Source organism: Stenotrophomonas rhizophila (assembly GCF_020857975.1).
Classification (GTDB): domain Bacteria; phylum Pseudomonadota; class Gammaproteobacteria; order Xanthomonadales; family Xanthomonadaceae; genus Stenotrophomonas; species Stenotrophomonas rhizophila_C.
The window spans coordinates 87648-102560 of record NZ_JACWUO010000006.1 but is presented as its reverse complement, the minus strand read 5'-3'; the positions used below and the strand labels follow the sequence as shown (position 1 = coordinate 102560).

Here is a 14913-nt window from a genome sequence, read left to right as displayed (position 1 = left end):
AGGGTCAGAAGTCGAACAGGTCCGACAGGAAGCTCTCTTTCTTCTTCTTGCGGTAACCCTGCTGGTCGCCGTACGGCTGCTGCTGGCCCAGATGGCGGGTGTCGCGGTGCTGCGACGGCGGCGGCGCGGCGGCGCGTACCGGTTCGGCCGGCGCGGCCGTACCGACCGAACGCTCGATGATCTTGTCCAGCTCGCCACGGTCCAGCCACACGCCACGGCACTGCGGGCAGTAGTCGATCTCGATGCCCTGGCGTTCGGACATCACCAGCGCCTGGGTCTTGCATACGGGGCATTGCATGTTCAGTGCTCCATTGTTCAAACCCCGACTCTACCCTGCCCCGGCTGAGCCCTGCGCAACGCGGCCAACGCCGGCTGAACCTGCACGCGCGCGCATGCCCGCGTGCACGGCTCGCTAACCTGGGGCCGGCGATACTTGCGCGCCTTTTCCGGCCCAACCCAGGAATACCGTGTCATGTTGTTGTCCAAGCGCCATGTTGCACCGCGCGTGCTGTTGATCGAAGACAGCGAAGAAACCCGTGAACTGAGCCGCATCACGCTGGAAAGCCAGGCCTGCGACGTGGTCGCGGTGAGTTCGGCCGAAGCGGCCCTGGGCCTGCTGCAGGCCGGCGAGCGTTTCGACCTGGTGTTCACCGATGTCTGCCTGGGTGGCCTGAGCGGGATCGAGGCGGCCCACCAGATCAAGCAGTACCAGCCCGGTCTGCCGGTGCTGGTCACCTCCGGGCTGGAACCGGCCCAGGTCACCGGCCAACTGCGTCCCGGCATGCACTTCCTGCCCAAGCCCTATTCGATGAGCGACCTGCTGGACGCCATCCGCAGCTGCTTCGGCGCGGTGGAAACCGGGCAGGCGGCCTAGATCGGGAACGCGCTCAACCGCGCGGCTTGTAGCTTTTGTTGCCCGAGGGCGTCAGGCAGTAGCGACCACCACGCGGGCCGGTACACAGCCGGCCGGAACTGCACGGACAGCTGCCGGCCGCCGCCGGGGCCAGCGGGGCCAGCCGGGCACCGCTGCTGCCGCCGGCAGCGGCGCATACCTTTTTCGAGGCACTGATCGAGCCGTCGTTGCACACGAACTGGCCCGCAGCGCAATGCGACACCCCGCCCTTGCGGCCGGAGCAGGGCGTGTTTCCCGCCGTCGCTGCCGCACTGGCCATTCCCAACGCCAGCAGCAGCCAGCCCAGCACGCAGCCTCGTCCATGAACCCGCATCCTGGCCCCCTGTGGCCCCCGCGCCGAAGTGGCACGGGGAAATCCTACGTCTTCATCCGGTTTTCATCCATGGATGGCATCGTCTGCCTGTGCCCTCTCCTGCCGGACCCGCATCATGCCCACCCGCCTGCTGCTGACTGCTCCGCTGCTGCTTGCCGCCTCGCTCACCGACGCCCGCGCCGACGAGTTCATCACCTGCGAAAGCCGCGACAACCGCTACCAGTCCTGCGCATTGCCGTGGGCCGGCTACGTCAGCCTGGACCGCAAGCTGTCCGGCGCCGACTGCCGGCAGGGCCGCAGCTGGGATTACGACCGCCGCGAAGTGTGGGTGGACGACGGCTGTCGTGCTTCGTTCCGCGTGCATGACGGTGGCGGGCGCGATGGCGACGACCGGCATGACGGCAACCACGATGCCAAGGTCGCCGCCGGCGTGCTGATCGGCGCGGCGATCCTGGGCGCGCTGGTGCACAACGCCAACAAGCAGGACGACCGCTACGACGACGACACCTACCAGGGCGCGCGCCACAACTCCTACGTGCCGGGCTGGATGGTTGGCGAATTCGAAGGGTTCAACCCGATCTACAATGCCGACATCCGCATGACCATCGACAGCAACGGGCGCATGAGCGCGCGGGCACGCGGGCAGAACCTGTCCGGCTGGGTCAACGGCGGCCAGCTCAACGTCGGCAACAGCGTGTTCGACATCAGCCAGAGCCGCGACGGTTTTGTCACCACCGAAGTCGGCGACCGCCAGAACGAAGTGCGCTACCGCCGCGTGCGCTGAACACCCTCATCGAGCGCTGCAATCACCGGTAGGGTCGGATCCCGATCGACTGCCGATCACGATGAACACGCCGACGAACGCAGGACCATCGATCGACAGCAGCGCCGACGGCTGATCACGCACGCTCCTCCAATGCAGCCATCCCGGTAGGGTCGAATCCCGATCGACTGCCGACCACGATGAGCACGCCGACGAACGCAGGATCATCGATCGACAGCAACCGCTGGCGCCAGTCTGGACGCCCCCCCCCTACCGGTAGCCCGTCCCGCGGCCAAGCTCCGGCTCAGCCAACCGCCTTGCAGCTCAATGCAGTGCCATAGAAATTCAGCGTGGCCTCGCCCTGGTGCTCCCAGAACTCCACGCCTTCGCGCGTGTAACGGGCGCCACTGGCCGCTTCGGCCGGGAACACGATGGCCTGGTCGTTGCCCCAGCGGATCACCGCCGCCTGCGGATCCAGTTCGTTGTAGAACACCGCGGTGACCGGCTTGCTGTCGTCGTCGCAGCGGTATGCCACCGGTGCAGGCGCCTTGACCGCGCCACTGCCGATGTTCAGTTCGACGATCCGGGTCTGGTAGGCCTCCAGCAGGCAACGATGGGCATCCACCGCCTGCCAGCAGGCATCGCGGCCCTTGACCCAGCCGCGCTGTTCGGCGGCGATATCCAGTTCATCCGGGCTGCTCTGCGCGCTCTTGTACAGCGCGGCCAGCTGGCGGTCCAGCGCGGCCAGGCGCGCATCGCCGCACACCAGTTTCTCCGCATCGTTGTGCGCCTTGGCGCAATCGAACGACCGCGCCTCCAGTGCCGGGGTCGCCGGTGCGGTGGCTGCCGGGGCCTTGGCATCGGCGACCGGCGGTGCCGTCGGCGCAGCGGTATCGGTCGGTACCGGCTTGGAACAGGCCGCGAGCGCAAGCGCCCCCATGCCGAGCAGGACGAAACGATTCATGGCACCTCCAACAACGGTCGACGGAAAGACGTCCCATTGTGCGGGATCGGTCGCCTGCTGGATGTGTACGCCGCCTGCGCTACTCCACCGTGCAATCGGCCACCGGCGCCGGGTGCGGCAACACCTCGATCGAACGCGCTTCCAGCTGCGCCAGCACCGCCTCGGGCCCGCGCTGGCTGCGCCAGCCCAGGCCGATGCTGGCCGCGCGCGGGTCGTGGATGCGGTCCACCACCGGCAAGGTCCAGCCACGGCGGTCGTATTCGGCCAGCCACTGCGGGCAGCGCCGCGCCAATACCTCCCGCGGCTGCTGCGCCAATTCCGCGCAATCCTGCGGTTGGAACGGCGTCCAGCCACTGGCGATGTAGCGCTGGAACGCCGCCCCCGGGTTGCCCAGTGCCGCCACGTGCGCGTCGGCCACATCGCGCACATCGATGCCACGGTGCAGGCGGTACAGCAGCATCCGCTCGGCGGTTTCCGGGAAACAGCGCGACATGCGGATCACCCGCACCGCAAATCCCGGCGCAGCGGCCTGCTCCAGCCACTGTTCGGCGGCCAGCTTGGAGCGGTGGTAGACGGTACGCGGCTGCGGCCGGGTGTGCTCGTCGATCCAGGTGCACTGCCCCGGCACGATCGCATGCCCGTACAGCGCGGTGGTGCTGGTGAACACCAGGCGCGCCACCCCGGCCTCGCGCGCCAGCATCGCCAGCGTCCGCGTGCCCTCCACATTGATGCGCTGGAACTCGGCATCGGGCGCCAGCCCCACATGCGGCGCATGCAGCGCCGCGGCATGGATCACCGCCTCCACCCCGACCAGCGCACGGCGCAGCACCCGGGCATCGGTGAAGTCGGCCACATGGCGGGTAGTGTTGAAGGGATTGCGGTCGATCCCGACCACCTCGTGCCGTGCCGCGAGCGCGCCGAAGATCGCGCGCCCGACCCGGCCTGAACTTCCTGTCAGGAGAATCTTCACTGTGTTGCACATGGTCAGCGCCCGGGAGCTACCGGGATGGATCGAGTATAGCCATGCACCCGGCCGGCCGAGCATGCCGCTAGGTGCGCTTGCCGACGCGCGCGGTGCGGCCGTCTTCCCGGCGCACAAAAAAGGCGCCCCATGGGCGCCTGATCTGTGCATGCAATGGTGGGCCGTGATGGATTCGAACCATCGACCAAAAGATTAAAAGGCGACTACACTTCCCTTTACAATCACGGGGTTACCTCATCCAATTTTTCCGGTGCCACACCGTGGAACCTCTGCGGCATCGAGGGGGGACACCCTTTTTTTCCGACCCGCCTTTCGGTGCGCGATACTTCCTGCCTGGACCGCGCGTACAGCAAAAGGAATGGGGATGAAGCAGGGAACAGTTCGGCGTTGGGGAGAGATCCTGGGATGGGCAATTACAGCCATCCTGATCGTCGCATTGCTACTGAACCCGGATGGGCCTTGGGAGCGTTGGCTAACAGCCTCAGCGTTCCTCATCATGGTTTTCGCCAAGATTTTCAACTGGCTCAGGCCGCCGCAGCCTGAGCGATTCGCGTCCGACGCGGCGCGTGTGCAGCATCGAGAGGCGATGCGTCAGCTGCTACAAGGCGAGATCTACCGGCGCCGAGGCGAGCAGCTGCGACAGGATGTTGTTATGCGTGACTTGTCACGCATGGACAGCTATCCGGACGCACTCGGGGGAGACGGCATCTCGCCCTGGTTCCGTGTCGGCCTTGTCGACACCTACGACAAGGGAATCGTGGTGGGCCTGCGGATCGGCGGCCTGAAGGAATGCGAAGCGGGCTATCGGTTTGTCGACTGGATCAACGGCGAGAAAGGCGACCATGTGGTGCATTTGCTGGGTGACGTTCCTTACGACTCCATCGCATCGGTGAACCTTGATGGCGACGAGTATTACGGCTACGCGCACATCTACTGCCACTTCGATTTCGAAGGCCAGCCCTACCGGCGACTATGGCTCGGCCGTCAGGTGAAAATCAGCGATAACGCGTGGTACTACGAGCATGTAGCGGACTATGACGCTGTGACCCGCAATAATCCCGTGGATGGCACGCTCCACTTCGGCTGAAGCCGGCGCCAGCTGCTGCAGGTCGCTTGACCCCGCCGCCGAAGGGCTCTACCCCATCCAGCCGAACGGCGGCGGAATGTTCAACTTGGCCAGCCTGTTCGCACGCACAGCCTCCCGCCAGCGGTTGATGGCTGCCACGTCCTCGCGGAGCCTTGCCTCATGCCTGGCCACCCAAAGCTCCGCGCCGGCACGACCCTGCTCGTAGCTGCTGCACCGCCGGGCAGGCCCACCTGGGCCATTGCGGTGACGGTCCAGCGAAGCGATCCAGGTGCCGTCGTCAACGCGCCGGGACAGGGTGACGACCCACTCGGTCCCGTACGCGATCACCGTCAACCGTCGTCTAGGCCGTTTGTCGTGATCGTGGTCCAACGGAAGAGGGAGTGCCATGGGCGCAATGGTTGCCATTCGGCGTCTCAGATCTTGTGACGGCCAGCCCGCCGTGGGCAATGGCGTGCGTGCGTGCGACGGAGGGTGTGCGGGCATGCAGGGCGCCAGGCGGCCCTCCCGCCTTATAAGGCGATTTTCGATGTGCCCACGGCGAACGGGTAATCTTGGTAACCACCCCCGCAATCGACGGAAAATCTTCTTATATTTCAATAAGATATCTATATATCTATAAGGTAATAATAGGGTAACGCTAGAGTAATCACGTTACCTTCTCAGAGGGTAACCAATAGCCGAGAAATAGTCCTTTCAAATCAAACACATAACCATCCGCCACCCAGGAAATTACCCGCCATTACCTCCCGAGGTAACCGTCAAGAGCGTTGCGGCAGTAAGGCCTTCGCCGCGTCCCGCTGTTGGTGTTACCGGATTACCCGGTTCCGATGGGCATATCCAGAAGCGGCCAGCGATCAATGCCGCCGTGAACGCCCTGACAGGCTCCCAGACGGGCGCCGCCGCGCAGGGTTCCGCAGGGCCGGCGCACGACTCCACCCCCCGCAGCAACCCATAGTGGCCCAGCCACCAACGCCTCCGAAGGGGTGCGGAAAAAGAGGTGCATTAAGCCGGCAGGCGTGGGGGGGAGACGAGTGCGCGCGCCAGGGTCCGAACGCGGCTGAACCTCGCCTCGGCCCAGCGGGACGGGACGGTGCCACCTGGCGGGACGCAAGGCGGCGTCAGCGGATGCTGTGACGGTGGAGCCTGGACCAACGTCGGCTACGCCGCAGGACAGTTGGCCAGCCCAGCCGAGGGAGACGCCGCCATATTGCAACCGACCGATCTATCGGCGAAGCTACTGCCGCAGCATCATTCCCCAGGTCGGGGAATCAGGAACAATATCCTTAGACGGACCGAAGGAGGCTGTGGTGAATACGCGCTTACTATTATTGGGTTGCGGGCTGGTTGGGGCAGGAGCCATAGCATGGTTTGCCTACAGCGCTGGCGCGCCTCGCTCAACCGAACCCGCCAACCAAGACCGAACAATCGCATCGGCGCCTCAGCGAGAATCAGCGCGGGCACCCGCACTAAATCGCAGCTTGACTAACTTCGCCCCGAGCGATCAAACCGTCATCGCCGGTCGAGCAATTGACGTTGAAGCTAGACTCCGAAATGCTGCCGAACATGGCGACGCGCGCGCCAGCTTTAGTATTTATCTCAAGCTGGCTCAATGCGCTGATTCAATGGCAACCGGCACTTCGGAGCAAGAGCGGGAGATGTTTAGGCAGGGGGGAGTTGACACCAGAACCCTCGACGAGGCGACAGCAAAGCTCCAGGTCGAGTGCCAAGGGGCCGAAGAGCTGATCGCTAGCCGCGGACGCTGGCTTGAGATCGCCGCCGAGAACGGGCTAAAGGAAGGACAACTGTTGTACGCCGCCGATCCTGTTGCGGTGCTGGGTAGCGATGACCTGAAAAAACTTGATCCTGAAGCGGTCGCCGAGTATGGGCAGCGAAGCGAGAGCTATATGTCCAACCTGGCTTTAACAGGCGATGTCGACGCGATGCTTTCACTGTCCTTGATGTACAAGGCGAGCCAATTCACACCGCGAGACTATGTGAAATCCGCAGCATTTCGCTTGGCTGCAGAACGTGCGGCACCGACGATTATTCGCCCCCAACCGCTCAGCCTGACAATGAGTGGGCTTGATGCAAATCAGCAAGCCGATGCCATCAGAATGGCGCGCGATATCCAATCGCGGTGCTGCAAAAGTTAACGTAAGGAACGTTGACACAAACCGCCCAGTGCATTCGACCAACCCGAATGCCCTAGGCCTTCATGAAATACCCCCAATCAGAAGGACATGATTGTGATAAAGCGACTACTGTTGACTGGTCTTGTTTTTGCTTCTGGCGTTGGAATTGGCATTGCTGGCAACTATTTGAACCAACCTGAGTTGTATGGGCCGTTCGTCTGCGACACATGTACGTTGGCGTACCCTGCCCCTGACGTAGGGACCAGAGCCTACATCGACTATATGGATAACTGGCTCGACGATGGTCCCAACTACTACAGAATGGTGAACGACAGGTTCCTAGTCTGCAACGCGACGCATTGCGGCATTTATACGCGAACCGCCAGTGGCGACTATCTGGGCTCGGCTCCAATGCCCCAGAATCCCGGCACCGGTGGCGGCGGCGGTGGTGGTGATGGCGGCGGTCTCCCCGGGGGCGGAGGAGATAACTTTGATGATTGCATATCTTCCACAAAGCCCATCACCGCATGCACTAGCGTCGGCGGCGGCAAGAGCGTTTGCACGACGCACAATGTCCCAGTCCTGGACTGCCCCCCCTGAACGCCTGGGCGTGGGAGCACAAATGCCCCCATGCCCATGAATGCCGCTTCCAGCGGCACATCGGACATAAGCCGCGCCCACCGACTGAACGCATAGAAGCCGCCCAAGGGCGGCTTCGACATGTTGTGCTGCTCGTAGGCCGCAGGCTACAGGCCGGGCAGGACGAGTGCGCGCGCCCGGTCTGGGCGGCGGTCGGAGGTCCCAACGGCAGCCCGCGCTATGCTGCTGCCTCCAGGGCAGGAGCAACGAACGTGGACCCACTGCAGGAAGCAATACGCTGCGCGATCAACGAAATGCCGGTCGCCGTCGTCCGGCGCCCCTCAAAGGCGCGTGAGTCGCTCGTCCACATCGCTACTGATGCGCAAGCATTCGTTGAGGAAACCCGCACGGCGATGGCTGCTGGTGCGGGGGGGCCACGGACCGAACGCCGAATAGTTGCTGGGGCGCTGCTGGCCTACGCCCTGGACATCGCCTGGTCGATCTGCCACCTACTCCGCACTGAGCCGGTGCGAACCCACATCGTTGTGCTGACACTCTGGCGCCCCCTGTTGGAGACGTGGTTGCGTGCCGCCTTCTTCGCGCTGGAGGCAACCGAAGAAGAGATAAGCGCCTTCCGGACTGCTGGAACGCTGCCTAAGCGCGGATGGCCGAGCCGTCCCGAAGTCAAGACTGAGATCACCCCTCGCTTGATCGCTAAATTGATCGCCCCGTTAATCTGTCCCCAACAGCCGGGCCTGCTAGACAGCCTGGCCGATGAGGTGAAGGACTGGCACGGATTCGTGCATGGAGGGGATGTGGTCGTTGACCTGTTCGACGGCGGGGACACACTGCAGTCGCAAGTTGGCCCTGATCATATGGCGTTCAAGGTTCAACGCGTGGCTGTGATCGCGCTCCTAACCGGGCTGGTGGGCCTGAACCTCTCCACCGGCGAGCGCCAGCCCGAAGAACTCGACCCGCTCGGAGCGGGCCTGCGGGAGAAGATCCTCGCGTTCCAATCACGGTGGCCGCGACCTTCCGAGAAAAGCGACGCCGCCCCCTAAAGTCAATCCTGCCGCAGCCGCTATCTACCGAACAGGGGCATTTCGTAGATACGCTGGGAGACGTTTCATGCTGCAGGGCTTTTCGTTTGGCATCTGGACCATCATCGGCGCCGCCCTGGGGCCGGTAGCCGCGTACCTGGCGTTCAAACTGCGCCGATTTATCGCATTCATGGATGGAAAGCAGGATCAGCCGCGCCCGTTCTTCGCCTGGTGCATCATGTTCGCAATCGCAGGGGCCGTAGCGGGATCGCTCTGGCAGGGCTCAGGCGTTGCTTTCATCGAGTGCCGCGGCCAGGGTCACGCCACTGGCGAGTGTTTCTTCAAGCCCCTGACCAGCAGGGACTGAAACGAGAATGGCCGCCCGGTCGGGCGGCCATTGCAGGTCCGGGGTCAGGGTACGGTCAGGGTGTGCAAGTCAACCGCGAGCGGGCAACGTCGTGGTAATGGCCGGTCATCTCGATGCCGGTCCAGTTGTAGCCCTCAAGCTCCGCAGCGACCAGGGTTGTGCCCGATCCCGCGAACGGATCGAGAATGCGGCCCCCTTCCTCGCAGATCCGCACCAGCTGTCGCATGAGGTCCGTGGGCTTGCCGGTCATGTGGTGCTTGTCGGCCTTGCGGACGCTCTCGCGGATCACGCCGGGCAACACTGGGGCGCGGCGGCCGAGCGGCATGTTGCCCTTGCTGCCCCACACTACGTACTCGGCCTGGTTCCGGAACCGGCCCAGCTGCGGGCGCACGCCTTCGGTCTTGTCCCACACCGCCACACCGCGCCAGGTGAAGCCGGCGCATTGCAGCGCGTCGGTGGTCAGCGGCAGCTGCCGCCAATCGGTGAACAGCAGCACCGGGGCGCCGTCCTTTAGCACGCGGCTACATTCCACTAGCCACAACCGCATCCATGCCAGATGCGACCGCTGGTCGCGTTCGTCGCCCACGAAGTCGGCATGCAGCTGGGCGGTGCCGCTCTGCATGTACTTCGCCTGGGGCGACTGCTGGCGCGAGGATGCATGCACGCCCCCGCTGGCATACGGCGGATCAGTGATCAGGGCGTCGAAGCTCGCGGCCGGCAGGGTCGGCAGCACGGTCAGCGCATCGCCGTGGATCAGTTCGTTCTTCATCAGTGGAGCCTTCTTCGGGATGTCGCTCGCGGCGATCCGTGGAGAGGCTCTCGGCCTTCATGTGGTTCAGAACCCCGCAGCGGGGGCATTTGATCTGGATCTCATAGGTGCCGCCGGCCTTGCCCAGCAGCTTGGCGCAGTCGCCGCAACGCAGGTTCTTCATGTGCCGGCCGTCCCCACGGTGAACGGGTTGAAACGGATCACGTCCATTCCCAGCCACTCGTTGATCGCCGTCATGCGTGCCTGCAGCGGCGCCAGCTCCATGGCCGCCCAGACCTGGGCAGCCTTGCCGATGTCACCAAAGCCGCCGGAATTCTGCGCGACGATGCCGAGCAGCTGCGGCTGCACGCGTAGCGCGGTCAGCATGTCATCGCGGGTTACGTTCTTGATGCCGCTGAATTCGTCCTTGGCCGCCACCTCGCTGATCGGGATCAGCTTGATGCCGTCCTTCTGGCCGCCAGGGGAATGCAGGAACAGGTTGCGGAAGTTGCCTACACCCTTGGAGTCCTTCAGCGCCTGGCGCATCGCGTCCACGTCGCCATCGTTCACGTTCGCGTCTGACAGGTACAGGATGAAGCCGGCGTGGGAGCCGTTGTTGTAGTAGCGGCGGCGAAACAGGGTCGCCGACTCGTTAAGCAGGGCCGACTGGACCGCCGACAGCCATTCGGGCATGCCGTAGATCTCCTGGTCCACATCGGCGTCACGCAGCTGGAAGATGCTTCCCGGCTTGAACGCGTGTTCCTCGCGGTGGCCGCGGACCTGGAAGAACTCTCCCGGCACCACCCCTCGGCGGACGTACTGCGCCAACGGCACCAGCATTTCCAGCGGCGCCCCGGTCACCGAGTTCCGCCGTTCGACGTAGGCGGTGCCGAACGTGATCCAGTCCAGCGCCAGCTGGTTGAAGCGCTCGCGCGACAGCAGTGGATGCGGCTTGAACGTCAGCGACAGCATGTTCCGCTTGAACAGCAAGCCGCTCTGCAGGGTCGGGTTCGACCGCGTCGTGCGGGCCAGGCCGGACAGCGATACGGGCGGCTCGTAGTACCGCCCGTTCTGCCAGCACTCGGCGTAGTCGAGGATGCCACGCGAGTCCAGTACGGGGGTCGGCTCACCGAAGGTGAACGCCTGCGCCCCTGCGGGTGCGGGCACGGGTGCCTGATCGGCGGTGTCGGACATCAGTAAATCTCCATGGTGCTGGTGCGCGCGGCGGTGCCTTCCAGCGGCTCGTTGTGCAGGGCGTGGAAGAGCGCCCACGCCAGATCGGCATGGCCGGTTTCGTTGGACCGGCCAGCGGTGTAGGTCATGTGGCGCCCGCTCTTGGTCATGGTCTTCTGGATCGCCATGATGGACTGGGCCAGGTCGGTCCAGCCCGCATCGAACTGCAGGCGTTCGTTCTTGATCACGTCGTAGGCCTTCAGGACCAGGCGCGACTTGACCTCCGGCGAGTACTGGAACGTCGTGACGTTGGGGAAGAACACGCGGACCAACTGGGCAACACCCGTGCCCATGCCTGTCGTATCGATCCCGATGTAAGTCACCCAGTAGCGCTGGCAGATCTTCTGGATAAACGCGGCCTGGCCGGCGAAGTCCATGCCCCGGAACTGGTGCTTCTCCAGGACGCGGAACGCGCCGCCCTCGACACCCGGCGGCGCGAGGACAACCAGGCCAGCGCTGTCGCCAGTTTCGGCCGGGTCATAGCCGATCCACACCGCTCGGTCGCCGAAGGGGCGCTGCGCGAATGGCTTGTATTCGCCTCCCCATTCCTCCCAACTGTCGACCATGCACGGCTGGATCAGAGCCAGCGGGAAGACGCTGGCGCTGTCGTCCACGAACTCGCACATCAGCAGGTTGGCGAAGGCGTCCGGGCTGTACTCGCGGCGCAGTTCCTCGATATCGAACAGATCGCAACCGCCCTCCTGCGCGTCAAGGATCGTGACGATGTGCCGCCAGATATGGTCATCGCAAGCCGCACCGCGCTGCAGGGCGGCGTGGGTTACATCCAGGTGATGGCGCTGCGCAGCCGGCTTGCCCTTGTTGAAGCGCTCGCCGGTCCAGAAGTCGTAGGCCTCATGGGCCATGGACGAAGGCGTGCTGAAGTAGGTCTTGCGCCACTTCTTGTGCATCGCCATGCCGCTGGCGACCTTTTCCAGCTCGTTGAACTTGTGGGTCCAGAAGAACTCATCGAAGTAGAAGTTGCCGTGATAGCCCTGCGCCGTACGTGCGTTGGTGCCCAGGAAGAACAGCTCGGCGCCGTTCGCCAACACGATGGGATTGCCGGCAAGGTCCACGTCCAGTACCTCACGAACGAAGGACTGCATGTAGCGGCGGAACAGGTCAGCCTGCGCCTTGGAGGCGCTCAGGAAGATCTGGTTGCGCCCGGTGGTCAGCGCGTCAATCAGCGCTTCGCGGGCGAAGTAAAAGGTGGCACCAATCTGGCGCGACTTCAGCACCGCTCGGGTGCGCTGATCCCGCGCCCGGTACCAATCGCGCTGGTAGCCGAAACACGTTTCAAGGAAGGCATCGACCAGCAGCGTGACCTGGTCCTCGCTGAAATCGTTCTTGCGGGCCTTCTTCTTCGGGCCGGCGTTGCGGTTGGCAATCGCCGGGGACAGATCCGTCTCTGTGCCGCCGCCCTGGTACCGTTGAATCCTGGCCTGGCGCTCAAGCTGGCGGTGCAGCAGGTCAATCTCTTTGAAGTCGCCGCCGGTCTTCTCCGGCTTCATGATCAGCATGATCAGGCGGGCTTCTAGCGCCCCGCCGATGCGCTCCACGTTGTCCGCACGGTCCCATTCGTCGCGCGCCTTCCAGCTGTGAATGGTCTTCTCTTTCTCCCCTGTCGCTTCGGCGATATCGCAGACACGCCAGCCCATCCAGTACAGGAACTTGGCTTGCCTGCGCACATCGATCGGCATCTGGTCGACAACTGTATTCACATGGATTAGGGTGCCTACCGCGCGCATCACCGCACAGCTAAGTACCGCGTAGCTGAGTCAGCTACACGGCGACTTCATTGCTGGGAAATTGCCCTCTGCCGAACATGGGTCATCGCATCGCCAGCCGATGTTTTCGACCACCAAGCAGAGGGCACCATGTCCAACAAGTCCAAAAAGTTCCGTTCCAAGTTCTTCCGCGTGGCGGTCGAGGGCGCGACCACCGACGGCCGCAAGATCGAGCGCAGCTGGATCGAGCAGATGGCGGCAACGTACAGCGCCGACACCTATGGCTCGCGCGTATGGGTGGAACACATGCGCAGCCTGCTGCCGGAGTCCCCGTTCCGCGCGTACGGCAGCGTGCTGGCGGCCAAAGCCGAAGAAGTCACCGTCAACGGCGAGAAGAAGCTCGCACTGTTCGTGCAGATTGACCCGACCGATGACCTGGTCAACATGGTCAACGTGCAGAAACAGAAGCTCTACACCTCCGTCGAGGTGCAGGAGAACTTCGCCGGCACCGGCAAGGCCTACCTGATGGGCGTGGCCGTGACCGACACCCCGGCCAGTCTGGGCACCGAAATGCTGGCTTTCGCCGCGCAGAACCCGGACGCCAACCCGCTCAAGGCACGCAAGACCAACCCGGACACCCTGTTCAGTGCGGCCGAGCTTGTCGATATCGAGCTGGACGAAGTCGCTCCGGCCGCGCCGCAGGTCCGGTCCTTCGCCGAGCGCATCAAGGGCCTGTTCAAGCCGGCCAACCCGGCACCGACCCCGGCCGATGAGGGCGATGAAGGCATGCAGCGCTTCGCCAGTCTGCTCACCGATATGGATGAGCAGATGGGCAGTCATCAGGACGAACTGGTGCGGCTCACCGCGCGCCTGGCCGAGAGCGAGCGCGTCAATCAGGGCCTGCGTGCAGAGTTCGCCACCCTCAAATCGACCGTCGAGAAGACCCCCGAGTTCAGCACCCAGCGCCCGCCCGTCACCGGCCCGGCCGGTGCGGAACTCACCGACTGCTGATCGCCTGCAGCCCACACCCCGACCACCAAGGACCACACGATGCATCCCAATACCCGCGTAGCGTTCGACGCCTACACCCGCCGCCAGGGCGAGCTGAACAATGTCGGCTCCACCGCGCACACCTTCACCGTCGTTCCGGCCGTGCAGCAGGTCATGGAACAGCGGATTCAGGAATCCAGCGCGTTCCTGCGCCAGATCAACATCGTCGGCGTGCCGGATCTGGAAGGCGAAAAGGTCGGCGTCGGCGTCTCCGGCACCATCGCCGGCCGGACCGACACCACCGGCAACGCCGAGCGCAAGCCGCGCGACGTGACCGCGCTGGACAAGAAGGGCTACCGGGCGGTGCAGACCGACTTCGACACCGCCCTGCGGTACGCCACGCTCGACGCCTGGGCGCGTCAACCCAACTTCCAGACCCTGATCCGCGACAGCATCGTTCAGCGCCAGGCACTCGACCGGATGATGATCGGCTTCCACGGCACCGAGGCCGCAGCCACCACCGACCGCATTGCCAACCCGCTGCTGCAGGACGTGAACATCGGTTGGCTGCAGCAGTACCGCACCAATGCCCCCCAGCGGGTCATGAGCGGCGGCAAAACCGATGGCGTGATCAAGGTCGGCGGTGCCGACGCGGACTACGCCAACCTCGACGCCCTGGTGATGGACGCGGTCAGCAGCCTGATCGACCCGTGGCACCGCCACGACCCCGGCCTGGTGGTGATCCTCGGCCGCGACCTGATCCACGACAAGTATTTCCCGATGGTCAACAAGGACCAGCCGGCCACCGAGAAGATCGCCACGGACCTGCTGCTGGCCTCCAAGCGCATCGGCGGCCTGCAGCCCGCCGACGTGCCGTACATGCCCGACAACGCCATCCTGATCACCAGCCTGGCCAACCTGTCGCTGTACTGGCAGATCGGCGGGCGCCGCCGCTTCATTCAGGAGCAGCCGCAGAAGAACCGGGTCGCCAACTTCGAGCAGTCCAACGACGCCTACGCGGTCGAAGACTACGGTCTGGGCGCCCTGATCGAGAACATCCAGCTGCCGGAGGGTTGAG

General features: G+C 64.3%; 16 protein-coding genes. 8 read left to right on the top strand and 8 right to left on the bottom strand.

The genetic code is table 11. The features are described 5' to 3' along the window. Window positions 1-4 precede the first annotated feature (4 nt). A complete protein-coding gene (locus tag IC535_RS07985; RefSeq protein WP_228884128.1) occupies window positions 5-298 on the bottom strand; it encodes a zf-TFIIB domain-containing protein in 294 nt (97 codons plus the stop codon). A 174-nt stretch (window positions 299-472) separates the two neighbouring features. Between IC535_RS07985 and IC535_RS07980 the strand changes: the two genes are divergently transcribed. Further along, window positions 473-874 carry a response regulator gene (locus tag IC535_RS07980; protein WP_228884127.1) on the top strand — a complete coding sequence of 134 codons (402 nt, stop codon included), beginning with the start codon at window positions 473-475 and terminating at the stop codon, window positions 872-874. 13 nt (window positions 875-887) lie between these two features. Here the strand turns inward: IC535_RS07980 and IC535_RS07975 are convergent, their stop codons facing one another. After that, a complete protein-coding gene (locus IC535_RS07975) occupies window positions 888-1202 on the bottom strand; it encodes a hypothetical protein (RefSeq protein WP_228884126.1) in 315 nt (104 codons plus the stop codon). Between the two features lie 139 nt (window positions 1203-1341). Here IC535_RS07975 and IC535_RS07970 point away from each other — a divergent pair, with 139 nt between their 5' ends. Then, window positions 1342-2010 carry a DUF3011 domain-containing protein gene (locus tag IC535_RS07970; protein ID WP_228884125.1) on the top strand — a complete coding sequence of 223 codons (669 nt, stop codon included), beginning with the start codon at window positions 1342-1344 and terminating at the stop codon, window positions 2008-2010. Window positions 2011-2293: 283 nt separating this feature from the next. On the opposite strand, the gene IC535_RS07965 is transcribed toward IC535_RS07970, so the two are convergent. Next, the gene (locus IC535_RS07965; protein ID WP_228884124.1) at window positions 2294-2953 is read right to left on the bottom strand and encodes an MliC family protein; all 660 of its coding nucleotides are present in this window, start codon (window positions 2951-2953) and stop codon (window positions 2294-2296) included. A 79-nt stretch (window positions 2954-3032) separates the two neighbouring features. Then, complete coding sequence (locus IC535_RS07960) at window positions 3033-3923, bottom strand: NAD-dependent epimerase/dehydratase family protein (protein WP_228884123.1); 891 nt, start codon at window positions 3921-3923, stop codon at window positions 3033-3035. Window positions 3924-4299: 376 nt separating this feature from the next. On the opposite strand from IC535_RS07960, the gene IC535_RS07955 reads away from it, so the two are divergent. The 4 genes from IC535_RS07955 to IC535_RS07940 all read left to right on the top strand — a co-directional run bounded on the left by IC535_RS07955 (window position 4300) and on the right by IC535_RS07940 (window position 9140). Next, the gene (locus tag IC535_RS07955; protein WP_228884122.1) at window positions 4300-5022 is read left to right on the top strand and encodes a hypothetical protein; all 723 of its coding nucleotides are present in this window, start codon (window positions 4300-4302) and stop codon (window positions 5020-5022) included. 1478 nt (window positions 5023-6500) lie between these two features. Beyond that, window positions 6501-7175, top strand: coding sequence for a hypothetical protein (locus tag IC535_RS07950; RefSeq protein WP_228884121.1), 675 nt, complete (start codon window positions 6501-6503; stop codon window positions 7173-7175). Window positions 7176-8005: 830 nt separating this feature from the next. Further along, the gene (locus IC535_RS07945; protein WP_228884120.1) at window positions 8006-8794 is read left to right on the top strand and encodes a hypothetical protein; all 789 of its coding nucleotides are present in this window, start codon (window positions 8006-8008) and stop codon (window positions 8792-8794) included. Window positions 8795-8861: 67 nt separating this feature from the next. After that, entirely contained in the window at window positions 8862-9140 is a 279-nt protein-coding gene (locus tag IC535_RS07940; protein WP_228884119.1) for a hypothetical protein, read from the top strand. A gap of 55 nt (window positions 9141-9195) precedes the next feature. Here IC535_RS07940 and IC535_RS07935 read toward each other — a convergent pair whose 3' ends face one another. From IC535_RS07935 to IC535_RS07920, 4 genes are read right to left on the bottom strand one after another with little or no spacing between them, the layout of a single operon-like run. Continuing rightward, window positions 9196-9909 carry a DNA-methyltransferase gene (locus IC535_RS07935; protein WP_228884118.1) on the bottom strand — a complete coding sequence of 238 codons (714 nt, stop codon included), beginning with the start codon at window positions 9907-9909 and terminating at the stop codon, window positions 9196-9198. Then, a complete protein-coding gene (locus tag IC535_RS07930; protein ID WP_228884117.1) occupies window positions 9827-10072 on the bottom strand; it encodes a Com family DNA-binding transcriptional regulator in 246 nt (81 codons plus the stop codon). The genes IC535_RS07935 and IC535_RS07930 overlap by 83 nt, the downstream gene beginning before the upstream one ends. Further along, window positions 10069-11082, bottom strand: a complete 1014-nt coding sequence (locus tag IC535_RS07925) for a phage portal protein (RefSeq protein WP_228884116.1) — start codon at window positions 11080-11082, stop codon at window positions 10069-10071. The genes IC535_RS07930 and IC535_RS07925 overlap by 4 nt, the downstream gene beginning before the upstream one ends. Beyond that, on the bottom strand, window positions 11082-12839 hold the full coding sequence (locus tag IC535_RS07920) for a terminase ATPase subunit family protein (RefSeq protein ID WP_429000423.1): 1758 nt from the start codon (window positions 12837-12839) through the stop codon (window positions 11082-11084). Before IC535_RS07920 ends, IC535_RS07925 begins: the two co-directional genes overlap by 1 nt. Window positions 12840-12995: 156 nt before the next feature. Between IC535_RS07920 and IC535_RS07915 the strand changes: the two genes are divergently transcribed. Together IC535_RS07915 and IC535_RS07910 are read left to right on the top strand one after the other, a co-directional pair. Continuing rightward, window positions 12996-13856, top strand: coding sequence for a GPO family capsid scaffolding protein (locus tag IC535_RS07915; protein ID WP_228884114.1), 861 nt, complete (start codon window positions 12996-12998; stop codon window positions 13854-13856). Window positions 13857-13895: 39 nt separating this feature from the next. Next, a complete protein-coding gene (locus IC535_RS07910) occupies window positions 13896-14912 on the top strand; it encodes a phage major capsid protein, P2 family (RefSeq protein ID WP_228884113.1) in 1017 nt (338 codons plus the stop codon). Window position 14913: the final 1 nt, after the last annotated feature.